The following is a 25,141-nucleotide window of genomic DNA, read 5'->3' as shown; positions in this document are numbered from 1 at the left end:
CAGAGTGCGACCATCACACCGTCCCCAGTCATCGCAAGGTAGAGGTCCGTCTGTGTCCGTGCCGCACGAAGCCAAGCCCCGCACCACCGCAGTCGTGCTCGCCGGTGGTACCGGCCAGCGCGTGGGGCTCGCGATCCCCAAGCAGCTGCTGAAGATCGCCGGCAAGGCCGTCATCGAGCACACGCTGACGATCTTCGAGCAGGCCGAGGCGATCGACGATGTGATCGTGCTGATGGCACCGGGTTTCGTGCCCGACGTGGAGAGGATCATCGCCAAGGCCGGGCTGACCAAGGTGCGCCGGGTCATCGAGGGCGGCGCGACCCGGAACCAGACCACCGAGCGCGCCATCGCCGCCCTCGGCGAGGGCCTCGCGGAGGGGGAGGACGCCAACGTCCTCTTCCATGACGCGGTGCGTCCGCTTCTGTCACAGCGAGTGATCGCGGACTGTGTGAGGGCCCTGGAGCGCTACCAGGCCGTGGACGTGGCCATCCCCTCCGCCGACACCATCATCGTGACCCGCACGCACGGCGGGGACGGCGAGTTCATCACCGACGTGCCGGACCGCTCACGGCTGCGCCGCGGCCAGACCCCGCAGGCGTTCAAGCTCTCCACGATCCGCCGGGCGTACGAGATCGCCGCGGGCGACCCGAACTTCCAGGCGACCGACGACTGCAGCGTCGTCCTCAAGTACCTCCCCGACGTGCCGATCTACGTCGTCGCGGGTGACGAGTACAACATGAAGGTGACGCAGCCGGTCGACGTCTTCATCGCCGACAAGCTCTTCCAGCTCGCCTCCACCGCCGCCCCGCGCCAGGCCGACGAGGCCGCCTACCGCGAGCTGCTGGCCGGCCGGACCCTGGTCGTCTTCGGCGGCTCGTACGGCATCGGCGCGGACATCGCCGCCCTCGCCGAGGAGTACGGCGCGGACGTCTACGCGCTGGGCCGCTCCACCACCGGCACCCACGTGGAGAACCCGGAGCACGTGGACGACGCCCTCTCCAAGGCGTACGCGGAGACCGGACGCGTCGACTACGTCATCAACACCGCGGGCGTACTGCGCATCGGCAAGCTCGCCGAGACCGACAACGCGACCATTCAGGAAGCGTTGAACGTCAATTACCTGGCGCCCGTCCAGATTGCCCGTGCCTCGTACAAGTATTTGGCGGAGAGCAAGGGGCAACTGCTCCTCTACACTTCCTCCAGCTACACCCGGGGCCGCGCCGAATACAGCCTCTACTCGTCGACCAAGGCGGCTATGGTGAATCTCACCCAGGCCCTCTCCGACGAATGGGCGGCCGAGGGAATCCGGGTGAATTGCGTCAACCCCGAGCGCACGGCCACGCCGATGCGCACCAAGGCGTTCGGCCAGGAGCCGGCCGGCTCGCTGCTCTCCTCCGAGGCCGTGGCCCGGACCTCGCTGGACGTGCTGCTTTCCGAGCTGACCGGCCATGTCATCGACGTACGGCAGCAGGACCCGACCCGTGGGGCCGGCGAGGCCTCCGGATTCGAGCAGGCCCTGGCGTCCGTACTGGACCGCCAGGAGGATGTGTAATACTCCTCCGTCAATGATCCGGCTCGGGCCTCTGGGATCGCTTCCGCGATCCACAGAGGCCCGAGTTCGTGAGGGGCCACCCTCACAAATTCCTCCAATGTGAATCAACCGGCACTTTCGGAGCAGGTTCTACGTGATTTCGAGCGTCATTCGCCTGGCACGTGTGGGCAGCAGGTCAGAGCTGGCCGCCGCGGTCCTGATGGGCCTGGGCTACCCCTGCGTGATGATCGCCGCGCTGATCCCGGACATCTGGATGTTCGCGGCGGCCGCGGCCGTGACCTACGCCGCCGACTGGTACCTGCACCAGCGCGGCAGCTACCTGGTCAACCGCCTCGACAAGGTCCGGGCCGGTCTGCCGATCCGCTTCCTGCTCCGCCAGCTGCTGCTGATCCTGCTGCTCGCCCGCATGGGCCTCGCCGAGGAACCGCTGTTCTACGCGGCCGTCGCCTTCTTCCTCCTCTTCTACGGCCTGCAGGCCCCGCACGGCGCGCTCACCACCCTGATCCGGCTGCGCCGGACCATGCCGGTCGTCACCCGTAACGTCGACCTCAACGCCGTGCGCATCCCGGACGCCCCGCCGCGCGCCCTGCTGCACCGCTCCGGCCGGAAGATGCTGCACCTCGACATCCCCGCGATGGCGGGCGTCGTCGTCGCGGCCGCCACCGGGTACGACATCGCCGGCTACGCCGGCACCGCCCTGAGTGTCGCCCTCGGCCTCGCGTACACGGCGGCCCTCGTGCCCTATCTGCGCCGCGGGCGGCGGGTGCCCTCCGGACCCGCCGTGCTCAAGGCCGTCCAGAAGTGGCTCGGCGAGTACCAGCCCACCGTGGCGCTGTACTTCTCCGGCTCAGAGGACTCCGCGTACCAGGTCAACATGTGGCTGGAGACCATGGAGCAGCTCGAGGGGCGGCCGATCGTCGTCATGCGCGAGCGGGGTCTCGTGGCGAAGCTCAACCAGACCTCCGTTCCCGTGCTGTGCATCCCGGGCGGCCAGCACCTGATGGCGATGCAGTTCGACTCGGTCCGGGTCGCGCTCTACCCGGCCAACGTCGGCAAGAACATCCACATGCTGCGCGTCCCGACCATGAAGCACGTCTTCATCGGTCACGGCGACAGCGACAAGCTCGCCAGCGTCAACCCCTTCTCCAAGGTGTACGACGAGGTGTGGACCGCGGGCCGGGCCGGCCGCGACCGGTACGCCATCGCCGACGTCGGCGTCCGCGACGACGACATCGTCGAGGTCGGCCGCCCGCAGCTGGCCCCCATCGAGTCCTGGACCGGCGCGCCGAGGAACCCCGTCCCCACCATCCTCTACGCCCCCACCTGGGAGGGCTGGGACAACAACCCCGGCAACACCTCCCTGCTTCTCGCCGGCGAGAACATCGTCCGGCGGCTGCTCGAGGCGGAGCGCCCGGTGCGCCTGATCTACAAGCCGCACCCCTTCACCGGAATCCGCAACAAGAAGGCCCTCGCCGCCCACGAGCGGATCACGGCGATGGTGCGGAAGGCAGCCGCCGAGCGGGCAGCCGACCCGCGCTGGGCCGGGGAGGCGGCCGCCGGGCAGGACGAACGGGCCGCCGCCCGTGCCGCGCTGGCCCGGATCGAGGCCCGGCTCGCCGAGCTCGCCAAGCCCGGCCGCGCCGGCGGCGACGAGGCCGAGGAGTCCCGCGTCTCCCTCGCCGACCCCGAGCGCCTGGCCGAGATCAAGCGCCTGCGGGCCGAGTGGAACGGCGCCTACTGGCGCTCCCTCGGGTGGTGGGAGCACACCGTCGTCACCGGCTCCCAGCCCACGCTGTACGACTGCTTCAACGAGTCCGACGCCATGGTCTCCGACATCTCCAGTGTCGTCTCGGACTTCATCGCCAGCGGCAAGCCGTACGCGGTGACCGACTCCGCGGAGCTCGGCGCGGAGGAGTTCAGGCGCCAGAACACCGCGGTCCGCGCGGCGGTCGTCCTCTCCAACGGTGCCGGGGAGCTCGACCGGCTGCTGGCGGCCGTCGCCGACCCGGCGGCCGACACCCTGGCGGGCGCGCGCGCCGAACTGAGGAAGTACCTCCTCGGGCCGGACGAGCCCTCGTCGATCGAGCAGTTCGACGCCGCGGTGCGCGCCCTCGCGGCCAAGGCCGAGGCCCGCAACGCCGGGGTCCGGCAGCGCGTCGGCGAGCAGGCCATCGGCGAGCTCGACCGGGAGTCGGACGCCGGTGCGCAGGGCGCCGAAGCCGAGGGCAACGGGGGCGCCGGCGGGACCGGCGGCGCCGGAGCGGCGGCCGCCGCCGCCCGCTGACCCGGCGGCCGGAACCTCCGGCCGGCCCGTGAGCTGCCCCGCGGGAGGCTCGCTCACGGGCCGGCCGGCGTCACTGCCCGAGCGGCGCCGAACGAACCGGCCCCACCCGGGCCCGGACCGTCCGGCTGCCTGCCCGGCCACGTCTCCAGCCGAGTGTCCAGCCGCGTGTCCAGCCGGCGAAACGAAGGCGCGCCGACAGCCGCGCCTGACATAGATTCGCCACGTGACAGTGGCAAGGCAGCATGTGACGGAAGCACGCAGAGTCGTCGTGAAGGTGGGCTCGTCCTCGCTCACCACGGCCTCCGGGGGACTCGACGCCGACCGGGTGGACGCCCTGGTGGACGTGCTGGCCAAGGTCCGCAGCGGCGGTGAGAAGGAGATAGTGCTCGTCTCCAGCGGCGCCATCGCCGCCGGGCTCGCACCGCTCGGGCTGGCCCGCCGGCCCAAGGACCTGGCCCGTCAGCAAGCCGCCGCCAGCGTCGGCCAGGGCCTGCTGGTCGCCCGCTACACCGCCTCCTTCGCCCGCTACGGTGTCCGCGTCGGGCAGGTGCTCCTCACCACCGACGACACCAGCCGGCGCGCCCACTACCGCAACGCCTACCGCACCCTCGACCAGCTCCTCGCCATGGGCGCCGTCCCGGTCGTCAACGAGAACGACACCGTCGCCACGGACGAGATCCGCTTCGGGGACAACGACCGGCTCGCGGCCCTCGTCGCCCACCTCGTCCGCGCCGATCTGCTGGTGCTGCTCTCCGACGTGGACGGCCTCTACGACGGCGACCCGGGCAGGCCCGGCACCTCCCGGATCGCGGAGGTCGGCGGGCCCGCCGACCTGGCGGGCGTGGAGATCGGCTCGGCCGGCAAGGCCGGCGTCGGCACCGGCGGCATGGTCACCAAGGTGGAGGCGGCCCGGATCGCCGCGGCGGCCGGCGTCCCGGTCGTCCTCACCTCCGCCTCCCGTGCCGCCGACGCTCTCGCCGGACGGGACACCGGCACCTACTTCCGCCGCACCGGACGGCGGTCCGCCGACCGGCTGCTCTGGCTCGCCCACGCCTCCACCCCGCAGGGCGCGCTCACCCTCGACGACGGGGCCGTACAGGCCGTGGTGGAGGGCCGGAAGTCCCTGCTGCCCGCGGGAATCGCGGCGGTCGACGGCGAGTTCACCGCCGGGGACCCGGTGGAGTTGCGGGACGCCGGGGGCCGGGCCGTCGCCCGGGGCCTGGTGAACTACGACTCCAGGGAACTCCCCCTGCTGCTGGGCCGCTCCACCCGCGACCTCGCCAGGGAACTCGGTCCCGCCTACGAGCGAGAGGTCGTACACAGGGACGACCTCGTCGTCCTGAACCCCTGACGCCACCCTGAAACGGCTGAAAGTCCGGCCCTCCGGCAGGGACCTTCATCAAAACCGCCCCACCACCGGCCCCGGACTGGTCAACTTTGTCAGGGGGGGTAAGGCGGGGTTCGGCACCACGACGCATCGACAGGAGGCCGCCGGTGAGACGAGCGCGCCCAGGGGCGGCGCCCCGTGGGACACGGGCAACCACCCACGCCCGCAGGTCCGTTGGGGAGCAGCGCGCCCTGAGCAGTGTGGACGCGGGACCCGACCTCGAACGGCCCGCGGACCTCGGCGCCGGGGACGGCCTCACCCGGGCCGACGGGCCCCACCGGAGGGAGCGCGAGGCAGGCGAGGACACCGAGCCGCACGCCGGTGAGCGGGCCCTGTCCCGGCTGTGGCACATCACCCTCTGCGTCTCGGGTGCGGAGGCGCCGCTGAACGAGGTCAGACGCGGGCTGGAGCAGCTCGCCCACGACCATCCGTTCCTGCTCACCAGCCGGTACGCCGACGACCACGCCGAGATCCGCTACTGGGAGGAGGCCCGGGACCTGCACGACGCCGCCGCGGTCGCCCTGCGCCTGTGGGGCGAGCACCGCTCCAGTGCCAAGCTGCCGCCGTGGGAGATCGTCGGCCTGGAGGTCATCGACCGCGAGACCTACCACCAGCGCATCGCCGAAGGGTACGGGCCGCCCCCGGCCACGCCCGTCGGCGTTCACCCTTTCTGACGACGGCGGCCCCGGAACCGGCGTCCGCGACCGGGCCGGCCGCCGCCGGGGAAGCCCCCGTCCCGTACCAGCGCCCGGTCCGTCACGTCTCGCAGTGCGGAATACGTGAGGGATGTCCGCAGCGTGCGCATTACCCTGCGGGCATGACCTCGCTCTCGCCGTACGACAACCTGACCCCGGTCACCCGGGCCGCCTACCGGGCCCGCGCCGCGGCCGCCGACATCGCGCCACTTCCGCGCGCGGTCAAGGACGACGCCCTGCTGGCGATCGCCGACGCCCTCGAGGTGCGGACCAGCGAGATCGTCGAGGCCAACGCCGAGGACATCGCCCGCGCCCGGGAGGCCGGCACCAGCGAGGCGATCGTCGACAGGCTCACCCTGACCCCGGAGCGGGTGCGGGCCATCGCCGCGGACGTCCGGCACGTCGCCGCGCTGCCCGACCCGGTCGGCGAGGTCGTCCGCGGCTCGACCCTCCCCAACGGGATCGACCTGCGCCAGGTCCGCGTCCCCCTCGGCGTCGTCGGCATCATCTACGAGGCCCGGCCGAACGTGACGGTGGACGCCGCCGCGCTGTGCCTGAAGTCCGGCAACGCCGTGCTGCTCCGCGGCTCCTCCTCCGCGTACTCCTCCAACACCGCCCTGGTGCGGGTGGTGCGGGACGCCGTCGGCGGCTCCGGGCTGCCCGCGGACGCCGTGCAGCTCGTCCCCGGTGAGAGCCGCGAATCCGTGCGGGAGCTGATGCGCGCCCGCGGTCTCGTCGACGTCCTCATCCCGCGCGGCGGCGCCTCGCTGATCCGGACCGTGGTCGAGGAGTCCACCGTCCCGGTCATCGAGACCGGCACCGGCAACTGCCACGTCTACGTCGACGCCCAGGCCGATCTCGACATGGCCGTCGAGATCCTGGTCAACTCCAAGGCCCAGCGGCCCAGCGTGTGCAACGCCGCCGAGACCCTCCTGGTCCACCAGGACATCGCCGGGGCGTTCCTGCCCCGGGCCCTGCAAGCCCTCGCGGAGGCCGGTGTCACCGTCCACGCCGACGAGCGCACCCTCGCGCTCGCCGAGGGCTCCAAGGCCACGGTCGTGCCGGCCACGGACGAGGACTGGGAGACCGAGTACCTGTCCTACGACATCGCCGCGGCCGTGGTGGACTCCCTCGACAAGGCCGTCGAGCACATCCGCCTGTGGTCCTCCGGGCACACCGAGGCCATCGTCACCACCTCCCAGGCGGCCGCCCGCCGTTTCACCCGGCTGGTGGACTCGACGACGGTGGCCGTGAACGCGTCCACCCGCTTCACCGACGGCGGTCAGTTCGGCTTCGGCGCCGAGATCGGGATCTCCACGCAGAAGCTGCACGCCCGCGGCCCGATGGGCCTGCCCGAGCTGACCTCGACCAAGTACATCGTGACGGGGGACGGTCACACCCGGTGACGGATGGGTGCGGTCGGTTGCCCCCACTCCCTGACGAAAACCCACGCCCAGGTCTACCCTGAAGGGGTGCCGGACGACGTGGGGGGCAGGCCGTTCCCGGACGGCTGGGAGCCCGACGACGACCGCGGAGGCGCGGACCAGGACTTCGCCTCCGTGGTGTTCGACGAGGACTTCGTCAGGGCGGCCGAGATCCACGAACCGAGCGCGGTCGAGCGGCTCCTCGCGGCCGCGCAGGCCCGTGCGGAGGCCGAGGCGGCGCGCGCCCGCTCCGGCGCCGGTCCCGCCGACGACGAGCTCTACGACGACGGCCGGGGCCCAGCCGACTACGGCCGGGAGCGAGGCCACGGTGACCTCGACCCCGACGGCCTCGACGGCTACGCGGACCCCTACGGACCGCACGGAGGCGCGCTGCGGCCCTACCGTGGGGCCGCCCGCTGGTACCGTCCGGTCGCCTGGGTCCTCGCCGTGGTGATGGGCGTCGGCATGGTGGCCCTGGCCTTCACGGCCGTGTACCGGGGGGCGGCTGCCGGCCGCCAGGACCGCGTGCCCACACCGACCACCACCGGCGTCGACGTGCCCGCCCGGGGCACCGTCCCGGACCGCGGTACGCATCCCTCCGCCTCGGCCGAGTACTCCGCGCCTCCCGTCTCCGCGGTCCCGCGCACGCCCTGACCCGGCCGGCCCGTCCGCGGCCACGCGGCGTCCCGCGCCGCGTTTACGTGGACGTCCACAGACCTACCCTGAAGGTATGGCAGGGCGTGGAGACCCACCTGAGGGGACACCCGAGGGGCTCCCCGGCGGAAACGACGACGAATACCGGTCCGTCGTCTTCGACGAATCGTTCGTCCGTGCTGCCCGGCTCCAGGAGTTCTCCGCGCAGGAGCGGATGGGCGACCACGCCAGGGCCGTCCGCAGCCGGCCCGGATGGGGACTGCGCAAGGGGCCCAGGCACTTCCTGGTGCTGGTGCTGCTGATCGCCATGGCCTTCGGTGCCGCGCTCTACATGGGCGTGCGCCACCCCTACCGGCCGCCCGAGCCCCAGCCCGTCCAGGCGCTGCGGAGCACCGTCGTCCCGCTCGCTCCCGAGGGAACCGTGGCGGCTGGTGACCCGGCCGGTCTGTACGCCCGCAGCCCCGCAGCGGACTTCCGTGCCGGGGCCGCCGGCATCACCCTTCCGGCGGTACGGCACACCAGGAACTTCTCGGACGACCAGGTGATGACCGCGCTGACCATCGCCAAGGACTACCTGGTGGGGTCCTCCCTCGACCCCGCGGTCCTCACCGAGGGCGCCGTACGGCCCGTGCGGGTACTGCTCGACCCGGACCAGCTGAACCAGTTCGACCGGTCGATGAACGACCCCGAGGACGACGGGCGCCACGCGGCGACAGGGTGGCTCGTCCGCTTCGACCCGGACCGCGTCGCCCTGGCCTCCCCGGAGGTACGGGTCCGCGGCGCACTGGCCTTCGCCGAGGCCGGTCCCGACGCGCTGGAGGTGACCACGGACCACACCTTCGCCTACACGGTGCGCCCCGCCGGGGCGGGAGAGGGCGCGGCCGCCGGTGCGGACGGCCGGACCGCGGACGATGCCTCCCTCTTCACCGTGCGGCGGCAACTGCACTTCCGCTTCGACCGCGACGATCTGCGCGCTCACCGGGCCGAGCTGCTGCTCAGCTACACCCAGGCGGGCCCGATGTCGTGCGCGGCCGACGCGGCCGCGGTGATGCAGCCGCTGCTGGCGGGCCAGCGGGCGACCGGCAAGGGACCGGCCGGAACCGACCCGTACGACTCCGGCCGCGCCGCGGCAGCGGTCTGCGGCACCCTCTCCAGCGCCGGTCAGCCCTCGCGCTGACCCGTCGCCCCGGGGCCGTCGTCCCCGGAACCGGTCCCGTCGTCCTTCGGGCCGCTCCCGTTGCCGCCGCCGTTGCCGCCGCCGCGGTTCCCGCCGGCCGCGGCACCGGTGAACCTGTCCCGCAGCCGGCCGCCCAGGTCGCCGGCGCCGCCGGCTATGTCCCCCACCAGCTTCATCAGCGGATCCTTGCTGCCGCGCACCGAGTCCGCGTAGTGGGAGGCGGACTCGCGGAACGAGTCGCTGACGGAGGCGTCCTTGTCCTCCGTGCGCCGCGGGTAGTGGCCGTCCATGATCCGCTGGTAGTCACGGCTCTCCGCCCACTTCTTCAGCTCGGCGGCGCGCACGGTGGTGAACGGATGCGTCCTGGGCAGCATGTTGAGGATCTTGAGCACCGAGTCCCGCAGGTCGCCCCCGGCCTCGTACTCCTCGGCCTGCTCCAGGAAGGAGTCCACGTTCATCTCGTGCAGATGGTTGCCACCCGCGATCTTCATCAGGCCGCGCATCGAGGCCTGCAGATCCTGGCCCACCAGGAGCCCGGCCCGGTCCGCGGACAGCTCCGACTTGCGGAACCACTCCCGCAGCGCGGTCACGATCGCCATGACGGCCATGTTGCCCAGCGGAATCCAGGCCACCTTCACCGCGAGGTTGGTGAGGAACAGCAGGATCGTGCGGTAGACGGAGTGGCCGGACAGGGCGTGCCCCACCTCGTGGCCCACCACCGCCCGCATCTCCTCCTCGTCGAGCAGCTCCACCAGGCCGGTGGTGACCGTGATGATCGGCTCGTCCAGGCCGATGCACATGGCGTTCGGCTTCGGGTCCTGCGTGACGTACATCTGCGGGACCTTCTCCAGGTCCAGGATGTAGCAGGCGTCGCGCAGCATCGTGTGCAGGTGTGCGAACTGGGTCTCGCTCACCCGCACCGAGTCGGACAGGAAGAGCAGCCGCAGGCTGCGCTCGGGCAGCAGCCCGCTGAGCGCCTTGAACACCGTGTCGAATCCGCTCAGCCTGCGCAGGGCGACCAGCGCCGAACGGTCCGCCGGATGCTCGTAGGCCCGTGAGGAGATCCCCGGGAAGCGGGTGCGGTGCCTGCCCGGCACGTTCTCGGAACTGCGGTCGGTCATGGTGGCCCCCTGGTTCTTCGCGCGCCCTGCTTCCTGACGCGTCCTGCCGTCGTCACGGGTCGTGCCCCGTCCCCTGACAGACCCCACACTAGGCGCTGGGGTCGCGAAGCGGCGGGGGCTGTGGACAACTCCGCCGGGCCCCGGTCTCACCATGGCGGCGCCCGTCCGGCGGACACCGCGCCCGGTGGTGGAACGGGCCGGTGGACCGGCAACGACTGAGTCGGCGTGAGCGTGCCCGGAGCGCACGCATACGATGTGCCCGAAGTCTCCGCTCCGACTCCGATCGATAGGGCCTGCAGAAGATGAGTCTCGCCAGCACCGCCGCCACCCTGGTCACTCTCGCCGAGGACGCCGAGCACGGTGGCAACCACCAAAGCCTCAGCCCCTACCTCACCGGCTTCGGCGCGCTGGCCGCGCTGCTCCTGCTGCTGTGGATCACCACCCGCTTCAACCGCGACCGCTGAGCCGTATCCGAACGGCCGTGCCAGTAGGCTCTGCACGCATGGGACAGCAGGAAGTGCCTACGACCGGCCGCGGCAAGCGCCGACTCGGCGTCATGGGCGGGACGTTCGACCCGATCCACCATGGACACCTGGTGGCCGCCAGTGAGGTGGCGGCCCTGTTCCACCTCGACGAGGTGGTGTTCGTACCGACCGGACAGCCGTGGCAGAAGAGCCACAAGGCGGTGTCGCCGGCGGAGGACCGCTATCTGATGACGGTCATCGCCACGGCTTCCAACCCGCAGTTCTCCGTCAGCCGCATCGACATCGACCGCGGCGGGCCGACGTACACCATCGACACCCTCCGGGACCTGCGGGCGCTCAACACCGACTCGGACCTCTTCTTCATCACCGGGGCCGACGCGCTCTCCCAGATCCTCACCTGGCGGGACGCGGAGGAGCTGTTCTCCCTCGCGCACTTCATCGGCGTCACCCGGCCGGGGCACGACCTCACGGACGACGGGCTCCCCAAGGGCGGCGTCTCCCTGGTGGAGGTGCCGGCGCTGGCGATCTCGTCCACCGACTGCCGGGCGAGGGTCGCGCAGGGCGATCCGGTCTGGTATCTGGTGCCGGACGGCGTGGTGCGCTACATCGACAAGCGCCAGTTGTACCGCGGCGAGTGAGCCACGGAGAGGGGCACCGGTGAACGACCAGCAGTACCCGTACGACCCGTACGACCCGTACCACCCGCAGCAGCCGCGGATCGTCGGCTACGACGAGTACGGGCAGCCGGTCTACCAGCAGCCCCAGCAGCCCCAGCAGTCCCAGCAGTCCCAGCACGACCCGCAGTCCCACGGCTACGACGCGTACGGCCGGCCGTCCCAGGAGCAGTACCAGCCGCAGCACGAGCAGCCGCCGACAGCGGCGTCCCACGGGTACGGCTACGACCCCTACGCGCAACCCCAGCAGCACGCGCACCAGCAGCCCCAGGACACGCAGCCGCAGCCGTACGACCCCTACGGCCGGGAGCAACCGCCCGGGGACGGCTACGGGTACGGCTACGACGGCCCTGCCCACGGCCACGGCACGGGCCGGCCGGTGCCCGTCGGCACCGACGGCCAGTGGAGCGCGCCGCCCGGGCAGCAGCCCGCCGCCCCGCCGCGACCCGACGAGCACCGGGGTCCTGCCCCGGCCGAGCCGGACCGGGACGGCCCGGCCGTGCCCGGGCAGCGCCGTCCCGCGGCCGGTGACGACGGCGAGTACCGCACCGAGCAGTTCTCCTTCGTCGAGGAGCCGGACGAGGACTCCGAGGACGTCATCGACTGGCTCAAGTTCACCGAGAGCCGTTCCGAGCGCCGCGAGGAGGCCAAGCGGCGCGGCCGCAACCGGGTCGTGGCCCTCGCCGTCGTCCTGGCCCTCGTCGTCGCCGGCGGCGTCGGCTACCTCTGGTACGCGGGCAAGCTGCCCGGCACCTCGGACCCCGGGGGCGCCCAGACCACCGCGACCGGTCCGCAGAAGCGGGACGTGATCGTCCTGCACCTCCACAACACCAAGAAGAAGGGCACGTCGACCGCCCTTCTCGTGGACAACGCCACCACCAGGCAGGGCACCACCGTGCTGCTGCCGAACTCGCTCTCCGTCGCCGACGACGAGGGGGTCGCGACCACCCTCGGCAAGTCCGTCGACGAGGACGGCACCACGGGCACGCGCGAGGCCGTCGGCACTCTCCTCGGCACCCGGATCACCGGCACCTGGCGCCTGGACACCCCGTACCTGGAGAACCTCGTCGAGCTGGTCGGGGGCATCGACATCACCACCGACACGGTCGTGCCCGGAGCGCGGAAGGGCGACGCGCCCCTGGTGAAGGAGGGCGAGAACCAGACGCTCACCGGCCGCACGGCCGTCGCCTACGCCACCTACCGCGCCCCGGGAGAGGCCGAGGCCGAGCAGCTGCAGCGGTTCGGGCAGGTCATGTACGGCGTGCTGCGGAAGATGCCGAGCGACCCGGCGTCCGCCACGGTGACCATCGAGACCCTGGCCCAGATCCTGGACCCGTCGCTGCCCGAGAAGGACCTCGGGGCTTCGCTCGCGAAGCTCGCCGAGCGCGCCAAGGGCGGCGACTACAAGACCGCCGTACTGCCCGTCCAGGACGACGGCACACTCAGCCGGGAAGTCGCCGACGGTGTGGTGAAGGACGTCCTGGGCGGCCGCGTCAGCGCACCGGAGCAGGGCGCGGCGGTCCGGGTGGCCGTCCGCAACGCCACCGGCGACGGCGACGCGACCGAGAGCACCAGGATCGTCCTGGTGAACGGCGGATACGCGTTCGTGGACGCCGGGACGGCGGACCCGGGGTCGTCGACGCGGGTCGTCTACGGTGACGCGGCGCAGAAGCAGAACGCCGTGGAGGTCGCCAAGACCCTGGGCCTGGACGAGAGCGCGGTCGGGAAGGGCGAGGCGGCCTCGAACGCCGATGTGCTGGTCGTACTCGGCCAGGACTACGAGCCCAGATGAGCCGACCGGCCCGTGAGCCGCGTGACGGAGCGGCCCGCGGCCCCGGGTGACCGGGCCGTGCGTCCGCGCGGTGCGGTCTCGTCCGGCGGGTCGGTCCCGGTCGTGCGTCCGCGCGGTGCGGTTCGTCCGGCGGGTCGGTCCCGGTCGTGCGTCCGCGCGGTGCGGTTCGTCCGGCGGGTCGGTCCCGGTCGTGCGTCCGCGCGGTGCGGTTCGTCCGGCGGGTCGTCCGGGCCGTGCGTCCCTCCGGCCCGTACCGGCGGTCCGGCGGGGCGCGGGCGGCTGAGCGCTGCCCGCGATCAATTGCCGCGTGGGCTGTCGGCGGTCCGTGAGACCCTGTAAGGGCCCAGACCGCCGACGAAAGCCTGCTTGTGACCGCTACGGACCGTTCCCTCGAGCTCATCAACGTCGCCGCCCAGGCGGCCGCGGACAAGCTCGCGCACGACATCATCGCCTACGACGTCAGCGATGTGCTGTCGATCACCGACGCATTCCTCCTCGCCTCCGCCCCGAGCGACCGCCAGGTCAAGTCGATCGTGGACGAGATCGAGGAGAAGCTGCTCAAGGAGCTGGGCGCCAAGCCGGTGCGCCGCGAGGGCGACCGTGACGCGCGCTGGATCCTGCTCGACTACGTCGACATCGTGGTCCACGTCCAGCACAGCGAGGAGCGGGTCTTCTACGCCCTGGAGCGGCTTTGGAAGGACTGCCCGGAGCTTCCGCTGCCCGAGGACGCCGTGAAGACCAGGGGCAAGGCAGAGGAGCACGCCAGGCTCACCGGCGACGGCAGCGGATCGGACGGTGAGCTGAGCTGAGCCGCAGCGACACCGGCCAGGGCCGAGGCCGCCGCATCGTCCTGTGGCGGCACGGCCAGACCGCCTGGAACCTCGAACGCCGGTTCCAGGGTTCCACGGACATCGAGTTGACCGAGACCGGCGTCGGCCAGGCCCGGCGGTCCGCCCGGCTGCTGGCCTCGCTGAAGCCGGACGCGATCATCAGCTCGGACCTCAGGCGGGCGGCGAAGACGGCCGACGAGCTCGCCTCGATCACCGGCCATCCGGTGACCCGTGACTCCGCACTGCGCGAGACGTACGCGGGCGTGTGGCAGGGGCTGACCCATGAGGAGATCGTCGAGCGGCACGGCGACGAGTACGCCGCCTGGAAGCGCGGTGAGCCCGTGCGCCGCGGCGGCGGTGAGCTGGAGACCGAGGTCGCCGACCGGGCCGCACCCGTCGTGCTGCGCCACGCCGACAAGCTGCCCGACGGCGGCACGCTGGTCGTGGTGAGCCACGGCGGCACCATCCGCACGACGATCGGCAGGCTGCTGGGTCTCGAGGCCCGGCACTGGGAGAGCCTGGGCGGCCTCGCCAACTGCTCCTGGTCCGTCCTGGGAGAGGGTGCCAGGGGCTGGCGCCTGCTGGAGCACAACGCGGGCACGCTCCCGGAGCCGGTGCTCGGCGACGACGACTGACCGTGCCGCGGGGCGGGGCCCGGGGCACCGCGCTCCCGCAGGGGTGCCCGGAGCCCTTCGGGCCGGGGCCGGGCTCCACCGTCCGCGGACGCACCGGGGCCGTCCGCAGGTGCACGGGGGGCCTCCGCGCCGGCGCGCCGGGACCTTCCGCAGACGCACGCGGGACCTCTGCCGCGGCGTACCGCCGGCCCCCGGTCCCGGAGCGGCCCGGCAGGCGCGGGTGGCGGCCCGGATCCGCCGGGGGCGGGCGGACGGCCCGGGACCGGCCGATTTCACTTTCCGGCTGGTCACAGGCTAAGGTTCTTCTTGTTCGCAGCGCGGAGCGCGAAGAACGCAAGGGGCTATAGCTCAGTTGGTAGAGCGCTTGCATGGCATGCAAGAGGTCAGGAGTTCAATTCTCCTTAGCTCCACAAGCATCATCATCGGCTTCACAGGCATCATCGCCGTCATGAAAATCCCGTCCCCACAGGGGGGCGGGATTTCGTGTTTCCGGGCCTCGCCGGGTGCCCTCGCCCGACGGCCGCGGCGATCTCCGGAACGACGGCGGCACGGGTTCGCCGACGCCGATGACCCCCTCGCCCCGCCATGGCAGAATCGGGACGGCTGAAGGGGGATGAAGCCTGGACGGGAGGGAGAGGCGATGCCCGGAGGCGGCGACGAGGACGACGACCGGCTCCTCGCTGCCGAAGCCCGTGCTCACCTCAGCTGCCCCTCCTGTGGTTCGTCCCACGTTGCCCAAGTCCTCGGCGACAATGGAGGTATCTCGTACGTGTGCACCGCCTGCGGCCACAGCTGGAGCTGAATGATGGGTGCACACCGGAGGAAGTGCGACTGGTGCGGCAGCGGCACGCCGATCGTCCGGGACATGGACCCGGTCAACCCCGAGTACCAGTACTGGTGCGAGGAGTGCGCGCGTGCGCTGATCATAAAAGGCGACCCCATCGAGACCTACCGTGAGCTCGAGGGGGAGCCGATCTACGGACGGCTGCTCGACGAGCACTGCACGCTGAAACGCTTCTACTCCTTCGCGAGGGCCTGACGCTCCCGCTGCTCCGTCACGAGGGCCCGGCGCTCCCGCGCACGGGGCCCGCCTGCCGCGGTCCCGGCCGGTACGCCGACGGCGAGCAGCGCGTGCGGGGCGTGCGGGGCGTGCGGCGTCATCTCGCCCGGGAGCGGGGCGGGTTCGGGCCGTCCCGGCCGTGGGCTCCACCGCAGCGCGTACCAGTGGAAGACCGGCCCGGCACCGCGGGCCGCGACCGGTCCCCGGCGCACGGCGACCGTTCCCCGGCGGACCGTGACCGTGCGGGCCGCCGCCGGCAGGTCCGGATACCGGCGCGAGCGGGGTGGGCAGCGCGGGTGTGGGTGTGATCGCGGCGGCGAGACCGAGGCCGGCACGGGCACGGCCGCCATCACGATCACGGCCGCCGGCACCGTCACAGCCACAGTCACCACGTCGGACGTCGCCGCCTGTACCGAGGTGGACCGGAAAGGATTTGGTGGACCACCGGGGGGACCGTGTAATGTTCTCCGTGTCGCCGCGGGGGAGACCCCGGGAACGAAGCGGCGGACAGCAAGGGGCTATAGCTCAGTTGGTAGAGCGCTTGCATGGCATGCAAGAGGTCAGGAGTTCAATTCTCCTTAGCTCCACAGCAGCTCGTCAGAGCACACCTGAGGGCCATCCGATCGGATGGCCCTCCTTCGTGTGTCAACCCCGGCCGCTGCCCAGCGCCTTGCGGTCACCGCCCGGCGGCAGGGCCGGCTTCCCGCCGCGTGCGGCCGGTGCCTGCTCGATGCGCAGCGCCAGCGCGGGACAACGGCGCACGGCCCGCTGCGCGCGACCCTGCAGGTGGATCGGAACCGCCGCCTCCGCCACGGAGGGGTAGCCGTCGGCGCCCATGCGGATCAGCTCCGGCACGATCTCCGCGCAGATCCCGTGGCCCTGGCACAGGGTCCAGTCCACCGCGAGCTTCTCACCGCTCGGGATGGACTCCTGCGCCTCCTGGCCGACGGGACCGGGCAGCGGCAGCACACCGACCGTCTCCCGGCCGCAGCCGCCGTGCAGGACGTGCGCGGCCAGGTCGTCCGTGAACGCCGACAGGGTCGAGGAGAAGAACCGGGCGGAGCCGTCGGGGTGCTTGCACGCCCCGCGGCCCTTGACCGCCTGCGTCACCTCGCGCAGCGCTTCCAGGGCGGCCGGCCCGCCGCCGTTGATCACGTCCGACAGGCCGCCGGCCGCCGCGGGCAGACCGAGCTTGCACGGACCGCACTGGCCCGCGGTCTCGGCCGCGAGCCAGTTGGCCACGCGCTGCGCCTCACCCAGCGGGCAGGTCTCCTGACCGATCGGGAGGATCGCGCCGGCGCCGAGCGCCCCGCCCACATTGGCCAGCGACTCCCGGGAGATCACGGCCTCGTGGGTGGCGGCGGCGTCGATCCAGTTGCCGTGGTAGCCGCCGGTCAGCACGCCCTGGGGAACCGGCGGGGCCCCGGCGAGCTGCAGCACGTACCGCATCGGCACTCCGGTCGGCACCTCGATCACCATGGGACGCGCCACCGCCCCGGAGACCGTCAGCATCACCGTGCCCGGCTCGTTCTCCAGGCCCGTGTGGCCGTACCGGCGGGCCCCGATCCTGGCGGCCACGGCGAGCTGCGCGAAGGTCTCCGCGTTGGACAGCAGCGTCGGCGCCCCCGCCACACCGGACTCGGCGGCACGCTCACGGCGCCCGGGAGGCAGCGCGGGGCCGCCGTTGATGGCCCTGATGATCGCCGACGCCTCGCCGGAAACCATGCGCTCGGGGTTGCGCTGCACCCGCGCGCGCAGCTGCTGCCCCCGCCGGTCGGACAGGCCGCGCTCGGCCAGCGCCGCCCGGATGGAGACCTCCGTGGAGTTGCGGGTCACCGCGACGATCAGGGTCCGCGCGCCCAGCGCCTCGGCGGCGAGCAGCGCGCCGTCCAGGATCAGGTGGGGCGCCCGGTTGACCATCACCGTGTCCTTGCGGCAGGCGGGCTCGTCCTCACTGGCGTTGATCACCACCACGGGCCGCACGCCGCGCCGGATGGCGGCCTTCGCCACGGCCCGCAGCTTCTGGGCGAACGGGAAGCCCGCGCCGCCGCGGCCGCGCAGCGAGATGTTCTCGGCCAGCTGGGCCAGCCGCTCGCCGCTCATGGGCTCGAGCGGGCCGTGCACCTTCAGGTGCATGGCCAGGTCGAGGCGCTCGACCAGGTCGAATCCCTGCGTGAGCTGGGGCAGGCCGACGACGCGGACCTCGGGGACATCGGGTAGCGGGGCGTTCACGGTCGTTCTCCTGCGGGTGCGTTCCAGGGTTCCCCTGCCGTCGGCGGATACAGCGGTCCGGGCGGCGGCAGGGTGTCGCCGAACGAGTCCTGGAAGGGCTCGGCGGGCGGGGGGCCGTCGTAGTGGTCCGGGGCGCCGGAGGCACCGAACGGGGACGCGGGGTCGTAGCCGGTGCCGGACGGCGCCGCGTAGGGCTCGCCGTACGCGGGGGCCGCTGTGGTGCCGTAGGGCGCGTAGGGGCCGAAGGGGTCGTTGGAGCCGTTGAGGCCGTTGAGGCTGTTGAGGCCGTGGGGGGTGTCGGGGTCGCTGAGGCCGTGGGTGGTGTCGGGGCCGTTGGGAGAGGCCGCGGGCGGCTGCGGGAAGGCCTGGGCCGGCGGTGGCGGCGAGGGCGTCGGCCAGCTCGCCGGTCGGGGTGCGGGGTCGTCGGGGACGACCGGCAGCTCCTCGGTCATCGGGATGCGCTCGGCGTACGGCACGTCGTCCCGGGATCGGCCGTGCGGCGCGGTGGGCGCTCCGGAACGCGGGCCGGCGTCGCCCGCCCGGGAGACCGCGCGGTAGGCGGCGGAGATCCCCGTACCGGGCCCGTCGCCGGACAGCGGCCCGCCCGCCGCCGGGACGGCGCCGGGGAACGCCCCCGCGGCCGGCTCGGACAGCAGGTCCGATGCCGTGCTGCCGAGCTGCTGGGTGGCCTCGTACAGCTGGGGGGACGGCGCCGCGAGCCTGCGCGGCTCGCCGCGCTGCTGACCCAGCGGTGCGCCGAGCGGCGAGCCCAGCGGGGTTCCCAGGGGCGGGCCCGTCGGCCGCCCCGGCGGGTCGCCGAGGTCGGCGCCGCCGCGCGGGAACTCGCGCTCGAAGCGGCCCTGGGGCTGCGGGGGGATGCCGGACGCGCCGGGGAGGGGCGACGACGTCATGTCGCGCACGTTCTGCTCGGAGGCTCCGGGGACGTCGCGGGCCGCTCCGGTCAGGTTCATGATCCGCTCGACGATCTGCCGCTTCACCGGGCGCGGCAGCAGCCGCAGCGACACGGCGGCGGCGACCCCGGTCAGCGCCAGGCTGTACATGACGATCACCCAGCCGGCGGCGGGGCGACCCGCGTAGAGCCCGTGCACGAGAGCGAAGCACCAGGCCGGGTACGCGAGCATGTGCAGCGCCCGCCAGCGTCCCGCGAAGCGGCCGTTGCCCGCGAGTGCGCTGCGCGCGGCGCCGGTCGAGCCGGCCACCACCATCAGCAGGCCGGCGAGCGAGCCGAAGCCGATGAGCCCGGACGTGCCGGTGATGCCGAGGCCGAACGGCACCAGGGCGCCGAGCAGTTCGACGTGGCCGAGCGACACCTTGACCGTGGCGTGCAGCAGCAGGAAACCGAGTGAGGCGACGGCGGTGCTTCTGTGGACGGCCTGGGCCAGCAGGCGGTGGCGCGTGGAGAGGAACACGCGGTCGGTGGCGATGAGGCCCCAGGCGACCGATGCGGTCAGGGAGACCAGGGACAGCACGCCGGTGGTGAAGTCCAGTGCGGTTCGGAAGGCATCGTTGCCGGCGATGGCGAGCAGCGGTATGAGCACGAGTGCGGCGGCGATCAGTCCGCCCTGCGCCTGGCGGCTCATGCCCGGTTCACCGGGTGACGAACGGATCTTGCGACGAGGGTTCATGGGGGCTCCGAATGGTGCGGGAAAGCGGTCCCGTCGTCGCACTCTAAGTGGCGTCATACCAATGGGTACGAGTTTTCGAGGTTTAGTGGTCAGCCTGGCCGACAACTGACTCTGGGGTTGCCCCGGATAGGGGTGATACGCCGAGTAACTCGGGCTGTCCGAAACGGTTCTGCATGCCCGTGGGCGACGTTCTCCGCGCACCGGGCGGTCCTCCGGGGCCTTCCGGAGGCCGTTCCGCGGGAGCGGCGGACGCCTGGCGAACCGCACATCCGGGGCCTCGGGGTCCGGTTCCGCACCCGGTCGCCGGGCGGCGTTTCCGCCGGTCCTCCGCCGTCCCCCGGCCGTGCCCGGAAGGCGGACACTCTGTGCGGCGGCGAGGTGGCCTGCGGTACCCTGGCGCCATGCGTGCCGTACGCCTTCTGCTTAGCGAGCCGCGCTGATCAGTCCCGACCGGTGATCACCCGGTCGGAATCGGCGCGGCGTCCCCTCCTGTGCGAGGGGATTTTTCGTTTCAGGCAATCGCAGGCAGAGACGATCGATGGAGCTTTAAGGATCATGAGCGAGAAGAATTCCTCCCCCGTGGCCTCCGGCACGGATGGAGCCCCCTCCGCCGAGGCGGCCGCATCCCACCGCTACACGGCGGCCATGGCCGCCGACATCGAGGCACGCTGGCAGGACTTCTGGGAGGCCGACGGCACGTACGAGGCGCCCAATCCGAGCGGTGATCTGGCCGGCGACGCCGACGTCGTGGCGCGGCCCAAGAAGTTCATCATGGACATGTTCCCGTACCCCTCGGGCGCGGGCCTGCACGTCGGCCACCCCCTGGGCTACATCGCCACCGACGTCTACGCCCGGTACCAGCGGATGACCGGCCACAACGTGCTGCACACCCTGGGCTTCGACGCCTTCGGCCTGCCCGCCGAGCAGTACGCGGTGCAGACGGGCACGCACCCGCGCGTGTCCACCGAGGCCAACATCGAGAACATGAAGACCCAGCTGCGCCGGCTGGGGCTCGGCCACGACAGGCGCCGGTCGTTCGCGACGATCGACCCGGACTACTACAAGTGGACCCAGTGGATCTTCCTGCAGATCTTCAACTCCTGGTACGACGAGGACGCGGGCAGGGCCCGGCCGATCGAGGACCTGGTCGCCCGGTTCGAGAGCGGCGAGCGCGCCACCCCCTCCGGGCGCCCCTGGAGTGAGCTGAGCGCCGTCGAGCGCGCCGACGTCCTGGGCGGCCACCGCCTGGCGTACGCCTCGGACGCGCCGGTCAACTGGTGTCCCGGACTGGGCACCGTGCTGGCCAACGAGGAGGTCACCGCCGAGGGCCGTTCCGAGCGCGGCAACTTCCCCGTCTTCAAGGCCAACCTGCGCCAGTGGAACATGCGGATCACCGCCTACGCCGACCGGCTGCTGGACGACCTGGACGCGCTGGACTGGCCCGAGGCCATCAAGCTGCAGCAGCGCAACTGGATCGGCCGCAGCGAGGGCGCACGCATCGACTTCACCGTCGACGGCCACGACGGCGCCCGCGTCACCGTCTTCACCACCCGTCCGGACACCGTGTTCGGCGCCACCTACATGGTGCTGGCGCCCGAGCACGACCTGATCGACTCGGTCCTGCCCGCCGAATGGCCGGAGGAGGCCCGGGGCAAGGACGCCTGGACCGGCGGCGCGGCCACCCCCGCCGAGGCCGTCGCCGAGTACCGCAAGCAGGCCCAGACCAAGAGCGACGTCGAGCGCCAGACCGAGCACAAGGACAAGACCGGCGTCTTCACCGGCGCCTACGCCGTGAACCCGGTCACCGGGGCCCGTATCCCGGTCTTCGTGGCCGACTACGTGCTGATGGGCTACGGCACCGGCGCGATCATGGCCGTCCCCGGCCAGGACGAGCGCGACTGGGAGTTCGCCGAGGCGTTCGGCCTCCCGATCGTCCGCACCGTGCGGCCCCCGGAGGGCTGGGAGGGCGAGGCGTTCACCGGCCAGGGCCCGGCGATCAACTCCTCCAACGACGAGATCTCCCTGGACGGCCTGGAGGTGGCCGAGGCCAAGGCGAAGATCACCGAGTGGCTGGTGGCCAAGGGCATCGGCGAGGCGACCGTCAACTTCCGGCTGCGTGACTGGCTGTTCAGCCGGCAGCGCTACTGGGGCGAGCCGTTCCCGATCGTCTACGACGAGGACGGCGTGGCCCACGCGCTACCCGAGTCGATGCTGCCGCTGGAACTGCCGGAGGTCGACGACTACTCGCCGCGCACCTTCGACCCGGACGACGCCGACACCCGGCCCGAGACCCCGCTGTCGCGCAACGCGGAGTGGGTCGACGTCGAGCTGGACCTGGGCGACGGGGTCAAGCGGTACCGCCGCGAGACCAACACCATGCCGAACTGGGCCGGTTCCTGCTGGTACGAGCTGCGCTACCTGGACCCGCACAACGCAGACCGGCTGGTCGACCCGGCCATCGAGCGGTACTGGATGGGCCCCCGCGAGGGGCAGCCGCACGGCGGCGTGGACCTGTACGTGGGCGGCGCCGAGCACGCCGTGCTGCACCTGCTGTACGCCCGCTTCTGGTCCAAGGTGCTGTACGACCTGGGGCACGTCTCGTCCGCCGAGCCGTTCCACAAGCTCTACAACCAGGGCATGATCCAGGCGCATGTCTACCGGGACGCCCGCGGCTTCCCGGTGCCCGCCGCCGAGGTCGAGGAGCGCGACGGCGGGTACGTGTACGCCGGCGAGCCCGTCAAGCGCGAGCTGGGCAAGATGGGCAAGTCCCTGAAGAACGCGGTCACCCCGGACGAGATCGCCGCCGAGTACGGTGCCGACACCCTGCGCCTCTACGAGATGGCGATGGGCCCCCTGGACGTCTCCCGCCCCTGGGACACGCGCGCCGTCGTCGGCCAGTACCGGCTGCTGCAGCGACTGTGGCGCAACATCGTCGACGAGACGACCGGCGAGGTCACCGTCGTGGACGCGGAGCCGGACGAGGCGACCCTGCGCGCCCTGCACAAGACCATCGACGGCGTCGCCCAGGACATGGAGGCGATGCGCTTCAACACCGCCATCGCCAAGATCACCGAACTGAACAACCACCTGACCAAGACCGGCGGCCCGGTCGCCCGCTCGGTGGCGGAGCGCCTGGTGCTGCTGGTCGCCCCGCTGGCGCCGCACATCGGCGAGGAACTGTGGCGCCGGCTGGGCCACTCCGGCTCGGTCGTGCACCAGGGCTTCCCGGTGGCGGACCCCGCCTACGTCGTGGACGAGACCGTGACGTGCGTCGTGCAGGTCAAGGGCAAGGTCAAGGCCCGTCTGGAGGTCTCCCCGTCGATCGGTGACGCGGAACTGGAGGCGCTGGCCGTGGGCGACCCCGCCGTCGTCGCCGCGCTGGGCGGCGCCGGCGTGCGCAAGGTGATCGTGCGGGCGCCGAAGCTGGTGAACATCGTCCCGGCGTAGCAGCCGGCCCCGCTCACGGGCCGGGGCCCGGCAGCAGCCGGCCCCCGGCCCTGATCTTTCCCCTACGGGCAGGTTGGGGGTTCCTCCGGAACCCCCAACCTGCCCGCTCCGTTTACGGTGGGAGGACACACCGACACCATCCGGAGGGGCGCCCATGGAAGCCGTCATCCTCATCCTGGCGCTGCTCTTCGCCGCCTTCGTGGCGCTCGGGGTGTATGCGGGCGTCAAGGCGGTCGGCGCGGCCAAGCGCGGGGTGGACCGCACGATCAGCCAGGCGCGGCGCACCGTCGAGGACACGACCCTGCGGGCGAAGAGCTTCGGGCAGGTCGGCGTGGCCGGCGAGCTCGCCCAGCTGAGACTCCGTCTGCGCACGTCGATGAAGGCCACGCAGGACGCCCTGCACGCCGGCGCGGCCGAGGACGCGTCGCTGCGGGAGTCGATCGGCCTCTTCGAGCGGCTCAGCGTGCACGGGCGGGAGCTGGACGAGGAGCTCCGGCGGCTGGAGCGGGAGCCGGACCGCGACAGGACCACGGAGCGGCTGCCGCAGCTGCGCGAGCGCGTCGAGCGGATCACCCACTCCGCGGAGTCCCTGCGCTGGGCGGCCCGGGACCGGGCACGCACGTTCGCCGAGGACGACCTGGAGTCCCTGACCACCCAGATCGACGTGGAGGCGGGAGCGCTGCGCGACTGGTCGCGCAGCCGGCCGGTGTGGCCCGAGCCTGCGGCGGAGCCCACTCGGCCGACCGCGGCACCGGGGTCCTGGACGCCCTCGTCCCCGGCACCGCGGCCTTCGGCGGCCGCGGGGGGCCCGGAGCGGGCACCGGATGATGCGGCGCCGGGGACGGGTGACCCGCAGCCGCGGGCCATCCCGCCGCGGGACCCGCGCCGTTCGATGACGTACTCGTGGGACAAGACCGCCCGCCCGGAGACCACGAACTAGCGCCGCGTCAGGCCCCCGGCCAGGCCTCGCCGGCTTCCGTCGGGCCCGGCCGGCTTCCGTCGGGCACCGTCGGGCACCGTCGGCTCCCCTCGGCTCCCCTCGGGGCCCGTCGGAGACGCCCGGCGGGCGGTTGTCCGGGACCGGAACCGCTGTTCGAGTTCCGCGGTACGGAAGTGAATGGTGGGGCGGGGTCGGGCTCCCGTGCGGCGACCGCTGCGGGTAACCTCCCGCTCATGTCCCGCCATGTCGCGATCGTCACCGATTCCACGGCCTACCTGCCGCCGCAGACGATGGAGTCGCATGGAATCACCGCGGTACCCCTGACCGTTGTGCTCGGGAACCAGGCGCTCGAGGAGGGTACCGAGATCTCGGCCCGGTCCCTCGCCCAGGCGCTGCAGAAGCGCCGCGCCGTGACCACGTCCCGGCCGAGCCCGGAGACCTTCGCCGCCGCCTACCGGGCCGTAGCGGAGGCCGGAGCGACCGGAATCGTCTCGCTGCATCTGTCCTCGGAGTTCTCCGGCACCTACGACGCGGCGGTGCTGGCCTCCCGCGGGGCACCCGTTCCGGTCCGTGTGGTGGACACCGGCATGGTGGCGATGGCGCTGGGGTTCTGCGCCCTCGCCGCGGCGGAGGCGGTGGACGTCGGCGGCTCCGTCGACGAGGCGGTGGCGGCGGCCGAGAAGCGGGCCGCGGGCACGTCCGCCTTCTTCTACGTCGACACCCTCGACTACCTGCGCCGGGGCGGCCGTATCGGCGCCGCCCAGGCGTTGTTCGGGTCCGCGCTCGCGGTGAAGCCGCTGCTGCAGCTGGAAGGCGGCCGGATCGAGCTCAAGGAGAAGGTGCGCACGGCCTCCAGGGCGATCGCCCGGCTCGAGGAGCTCGCCCTGGAGCGCGCCGGCACGGGCCGGGTGGACATCGCGGTGCACCATCTCGCCGCGCCGGACGGTGCGTCCGCGCTGGCTGAGCGGCTGCGGCTACGGGTGCCGAACCTGGGTGAGCTGCACGTCAGCGAGGTGGGTGCGGTGATCGGCGCGCACACGGGCCCCGGGCTGCTGGGGACCGTGGTCTCGGCGAGGTGAGCACGCGGTCGCGGCGTGGCGGGGACC

General features: G+C 72.6%; 20 protein-coding genes and 2 tRNA genes. 18 read left to right on the top strand and 4 right to left on the bottom strand.

Features of this window, described 5'->3' with window-relative positions; genetic code table 11:
* Nucleotides 1-52 precede the first annotated feature (52 nt).
* From DDW44_RS08240 to DDW44_RS08210, 7 genes are all read left to right on the top strand, one after another.
* Nucleotides 53-1,552 carry a bifunctional cytidylyltransferase/SDR family oxidoreductase gene (locus tag DDW44_RS08240; RefSeq protein WP_108906015.1) on the top strand — a complete coding sequence of 500 codons (1,500 nt, stop codon included), beginning with the start codon at nucleotides 53-55 and terminating at the stop codon, nucleotides 1,550-1,552.
* A gap of 133 nt (nucleotides 1,553-1,685) precedes the next feature.
* On the top strand, nucleotides 1,686-3,836 hold the full coding sequence (locus DDW44_RS08235) for a hypothetical protein (RefSeq protein WP_108906014.1): 2,151 nt from the start codon (nucleotides 1,686-1,688) through the stop codon (nucleotides 3,834-3,836).
* A 244-nt stretch (nucleotides 3,837-4,080) separates the two neighbouring features.
* The gene (gene proB, locus DDW44_RS08230) at nucleotides 4,081-5,187 is read left to right on the top strand and encodes a glutamate 5-kinase (protein WP_026164822.1); all 1,107 of its coding nucleotides are present in this window, start codon (nucleotides 4,081-4,083) and stop codon (nucleotides 5,185-5,187) included.
* A gap of 143 nt (nucleotides 5,188-5,330) precedes the next feature.
* Entirely contained in the window at nucleotides 5,331-5,897 is a 567-nt protein-coding gene (locus DDW44_RS08225; RefSeq protein WP_199786757.1) for a hypothetical protein, read from the top strand.
* A gap of 143 nt (nucleotides 5,898-6,040) precedes the next feature.
* Complete coding sequence (locus DDW44_RS08220; RefSeq protein WP_018890004.1) at nucleotides 6,041-7,324, top strand: glutamate-5-semialdehyde dehydrogenase; 1,284 nt, start codon at nucleotides 6,041-6,043, stop codon at nucleotides 7,322-7,324.
* Between the two features lie 66 nt (nucleotides 7,325-7,390).
* Nucleotides 7,391-7,996 (top strand): SCO2584 family spore wall biosynthesis protein, encoded by a 606-nt coding sequence (locus DDW44_RS08215; protein ID WP_018890003.1) that lies wholly within the window; start codon nucleotides 7,391-7,393, stop codon nucleotides 7,994-7,996.
* Between the two features lie 76 nt (nucleotides 7,997-8,072).
* On the top strand, nucleotides 8,073-9,173 hold the full coding sequence (locus tag DDW44_RS08210; RefSeq protein WP_108906013.1) for an SCO2583 family membrane protein: 1,101 nt from the start codon (nucleotides 8,073-8,075) through the stop codon (nucleotides 9,171-9,173).
* Here the strand turns inward: DDW44_RS08210 and DDW44_RS08205 are convergent.
* Nucleotides 9,158-10,294, bottom strand: coding sequence for a M48 family metallopeptidase (locus tag DDW44_RS08205; protein ID WP_108906012.1), 1,137 nt, complete (start codon nucleotides 10,292-10,294; stop codon nucleotides 9,158-9,160). The genes DDW44_RS08210 and DDW44_RS08205 overlap by 16 nt on opposite strands.
* Before the next feature lie 302 nt (nucleotides 10,295-10,596).
* Here DDW44_RS08205 and DDW44_RS31990 point away from each other — a divergent pair, with 302 nt between their 5' ends.
* The 7 genes from DDW44_RS31990 to DDW44_RS08175 all read left to right on the top strand — a co-directional run bounded on the left by DDW44_RS31990 (nucleotide 10,597) and on the right by DDW44_RS08175 (nucleotide 15,749).
* Nucleotides 10,597-10,758 carry a hypothetical protein gene (locus DDW44_RS31990; protein WP_018890000.1) on the top strand — a complete coding sequence of 54 codons (162 nt, stop codon included), beginning with the start codon at nucleotides 10,597-10,599 and terminating at the stop codon, nucleotides 10,756-10,758.
* A 38-nt stretch (nucleotides 10,759-10,796) separates the two neighbouring features.
* A complete protein-coding gene (gene nadD, locus DDW44_RS08200; protein ID WP_026164824.1) occupies nucleotides 10,797-11,417 on the top strand; it encodes a nicotinate-nucleotide adenylyltransferase in 621 nt (206 codons plus the stop codon).
* A gap of 19 nt (nucleotides 11,418-11,436) precedes the next feature.
* On the top strand, nucleotides 11,437-13,245 hold the full coding sequence (locus DDW44_RS08195) for an LCP family protein (protein WP_108906011.1): 1,809 nt from the start codon (nucleotides 11,437-11,439) through the stop codon (nucleotides 13,243-13,245).
* A gap of 368 nt (nucleotides 13,246-13,613) precedes the next feature.
* On the top strand, nucleotides 13,614-14,054 hold the full coding sequence (rsfS, locus tag DDW44_RS08190; RefSeq protein WP_018889998.1) for a ribosome silencing factor: 441 nt from the start codon (nucleotides 13,614-13,616) through the stop codon (nucleotides 14,052-14,054).
* Complete coding sequence (locus DDW44_RS08185; RefSeq protein ID WP_026164825.1) at nucleotides 14,051-14,710, top strand: histidine phosphatase family protein; 660 nt, start codon at nucleotides 14,051-14,053, stop codon at nucleotides 14,708-14,710. Before rsfS ends, DDW44_RS08185 begins: the two co-directional genes overlap by 4 nt.
* Before the next feature lie 337 nt (nucleotides 14,711-15,047).
* A tRNA-Ala gene (locus DDW44_RS08180) sits at nucleotides 15,048-15,120 on the top strand.
* A 395-nt stretch (nucleotides 15,121-15,515) separates the two neighbouring features.
* On the top strand, nucleotides 15,516-15,749 hold the full coding sequence (locus DDW44_RS08175) for a hypothetical protein (protein WP_017944939.1): 234 nt from the start codon (nucleotides 15,516-15,518) through the stop codon (nucleotides 15,747-15,749).
* Here DDW44_RS08175 and DDW44_RS31610 read toward each other — a convergent pair.
* Nucleotides 15,728-15,982 (bottom strand): hypothetical protein, encoded by a 255-nt coding sequence (locus DDW44_RS31610; protein ID WP_146207000.1) that lies wholly within the window; start codon nucleotides 15,980-15,982, stop codon nucleotides 15,728-15,730. The genes DDW44_RS08175 and DDW44_RS31610 overlap by 22 nt on opposite strands.
* A 302-nt stretch (nucleotides 15,983-16,284) precedes the next feature.
* Between DDW44_RS31610 and DDW44_RS08165 the strand changes: the two genes are divergently transcribed.
* Nucleotides 16,285-16,357, top strand: a tRNA-Ala gene (locus DDW44_RS08165).
* 58 nt (nucleotides 16,358-16,415) lie between these two features.
* Here the strand turns inward: DDW44_RS08165 and DDW44_RS08160 are convergent.
* Both DDW44_RS08160 and DDW44_RS08155 read right to left on the bottom strand, forming a co-directional pair.
* On the bottom strand, nucleotides 16,416-18,002 hold the full coding sequence (locus tag DDW44_RS08160) for an NADH-quinone oxidoreductase subunit NuoF family protein (RefSeq protein ID WP_017944940.1): 1,587 nt from the start codon (nucleotides 18,000-18,002) through the stop codon (nucleotides 16,416-16,418).
* Nucleotides 17,999-19,603, bottom strand: coding sequence for a ferric reductase-like transmembrane domain-containing protein (locus tag DDW44_RS08155; RefSeq protein WP_108906009.1), 1,605 nt, complete (start codon nucleotides 19,601-19,603; stop codon nucleotides 17,999-18,001). The genes DDW44_RS08160 and DDW44_RS08155 overlap by 4 nt, the downstream gene beginning before the upstream one ends.
* 600 nt (nucleotides 19,604-20,203) lie before the next feature.
* Here DDW44_RS08155 and leuS point away from each other — a divergent pair.
* The 3 genes from leuS to DDW44_RS08140 all read left to right on the top strand — a co-directional run bounded on the left by leuS (nucleotide 20,204) and on the right by DDW44_RS08140 (nucleotide 25,114).
* Nucleotides 20,204-23,095 carry a leucine--tRNA ligase gene (gene leuS / locus DDW44_RS08150; protein ID WP_108906008.1) on the top strand — a complete coding sequence of 964 codons (2,892 nt, stop codon included), beginning with the start codon at nucleotides 20,204-20,206 and terminating at the stop codon, nucleotides 23,093-23,095.
* Nucleotides 23,096-23,249: 154 nt separating this feature from the next.
* Entirely contained in the window at nucleotides 23,250-24,035 is a 786-nt protein-coding gene (locus tag DDW44_RS08145; RefSeq protein WP_017944943.1) for a hypothetical protein, read from the top strand.
* Between the two features lie 233 nt (nucleotides 24,036-24,268).
* Nucleotides 24,269-25,114, top strand: coding sequence for a DegV family protein (locus DDW44_RS08140; protein WP_108906007.1), 846 nt, complete (start codon nucleotides 24,269-24,271; stop codon nucleotides 25,112-25,114).
* Nucleotides 25,115-25,141: the final 27 nt, after the last annotated feature.

It is taken from the genome of Streptomyces tirandamycinicus (genome assembly GCF_003097515.1).
In the GTDB taxonomy this organism is placed as follows: Bacteria; Actinomycetota; Actinomycetes; order Streptomycetales; family Streptomycetaceae; genus Streptomyces; species Streptomyces tirandamycinicus.
The sequence above is the reverse complement of the archived record's forward strand: the minus strand, read 5'-3'. Positions and strand labels throughout refer to the sequence as shown.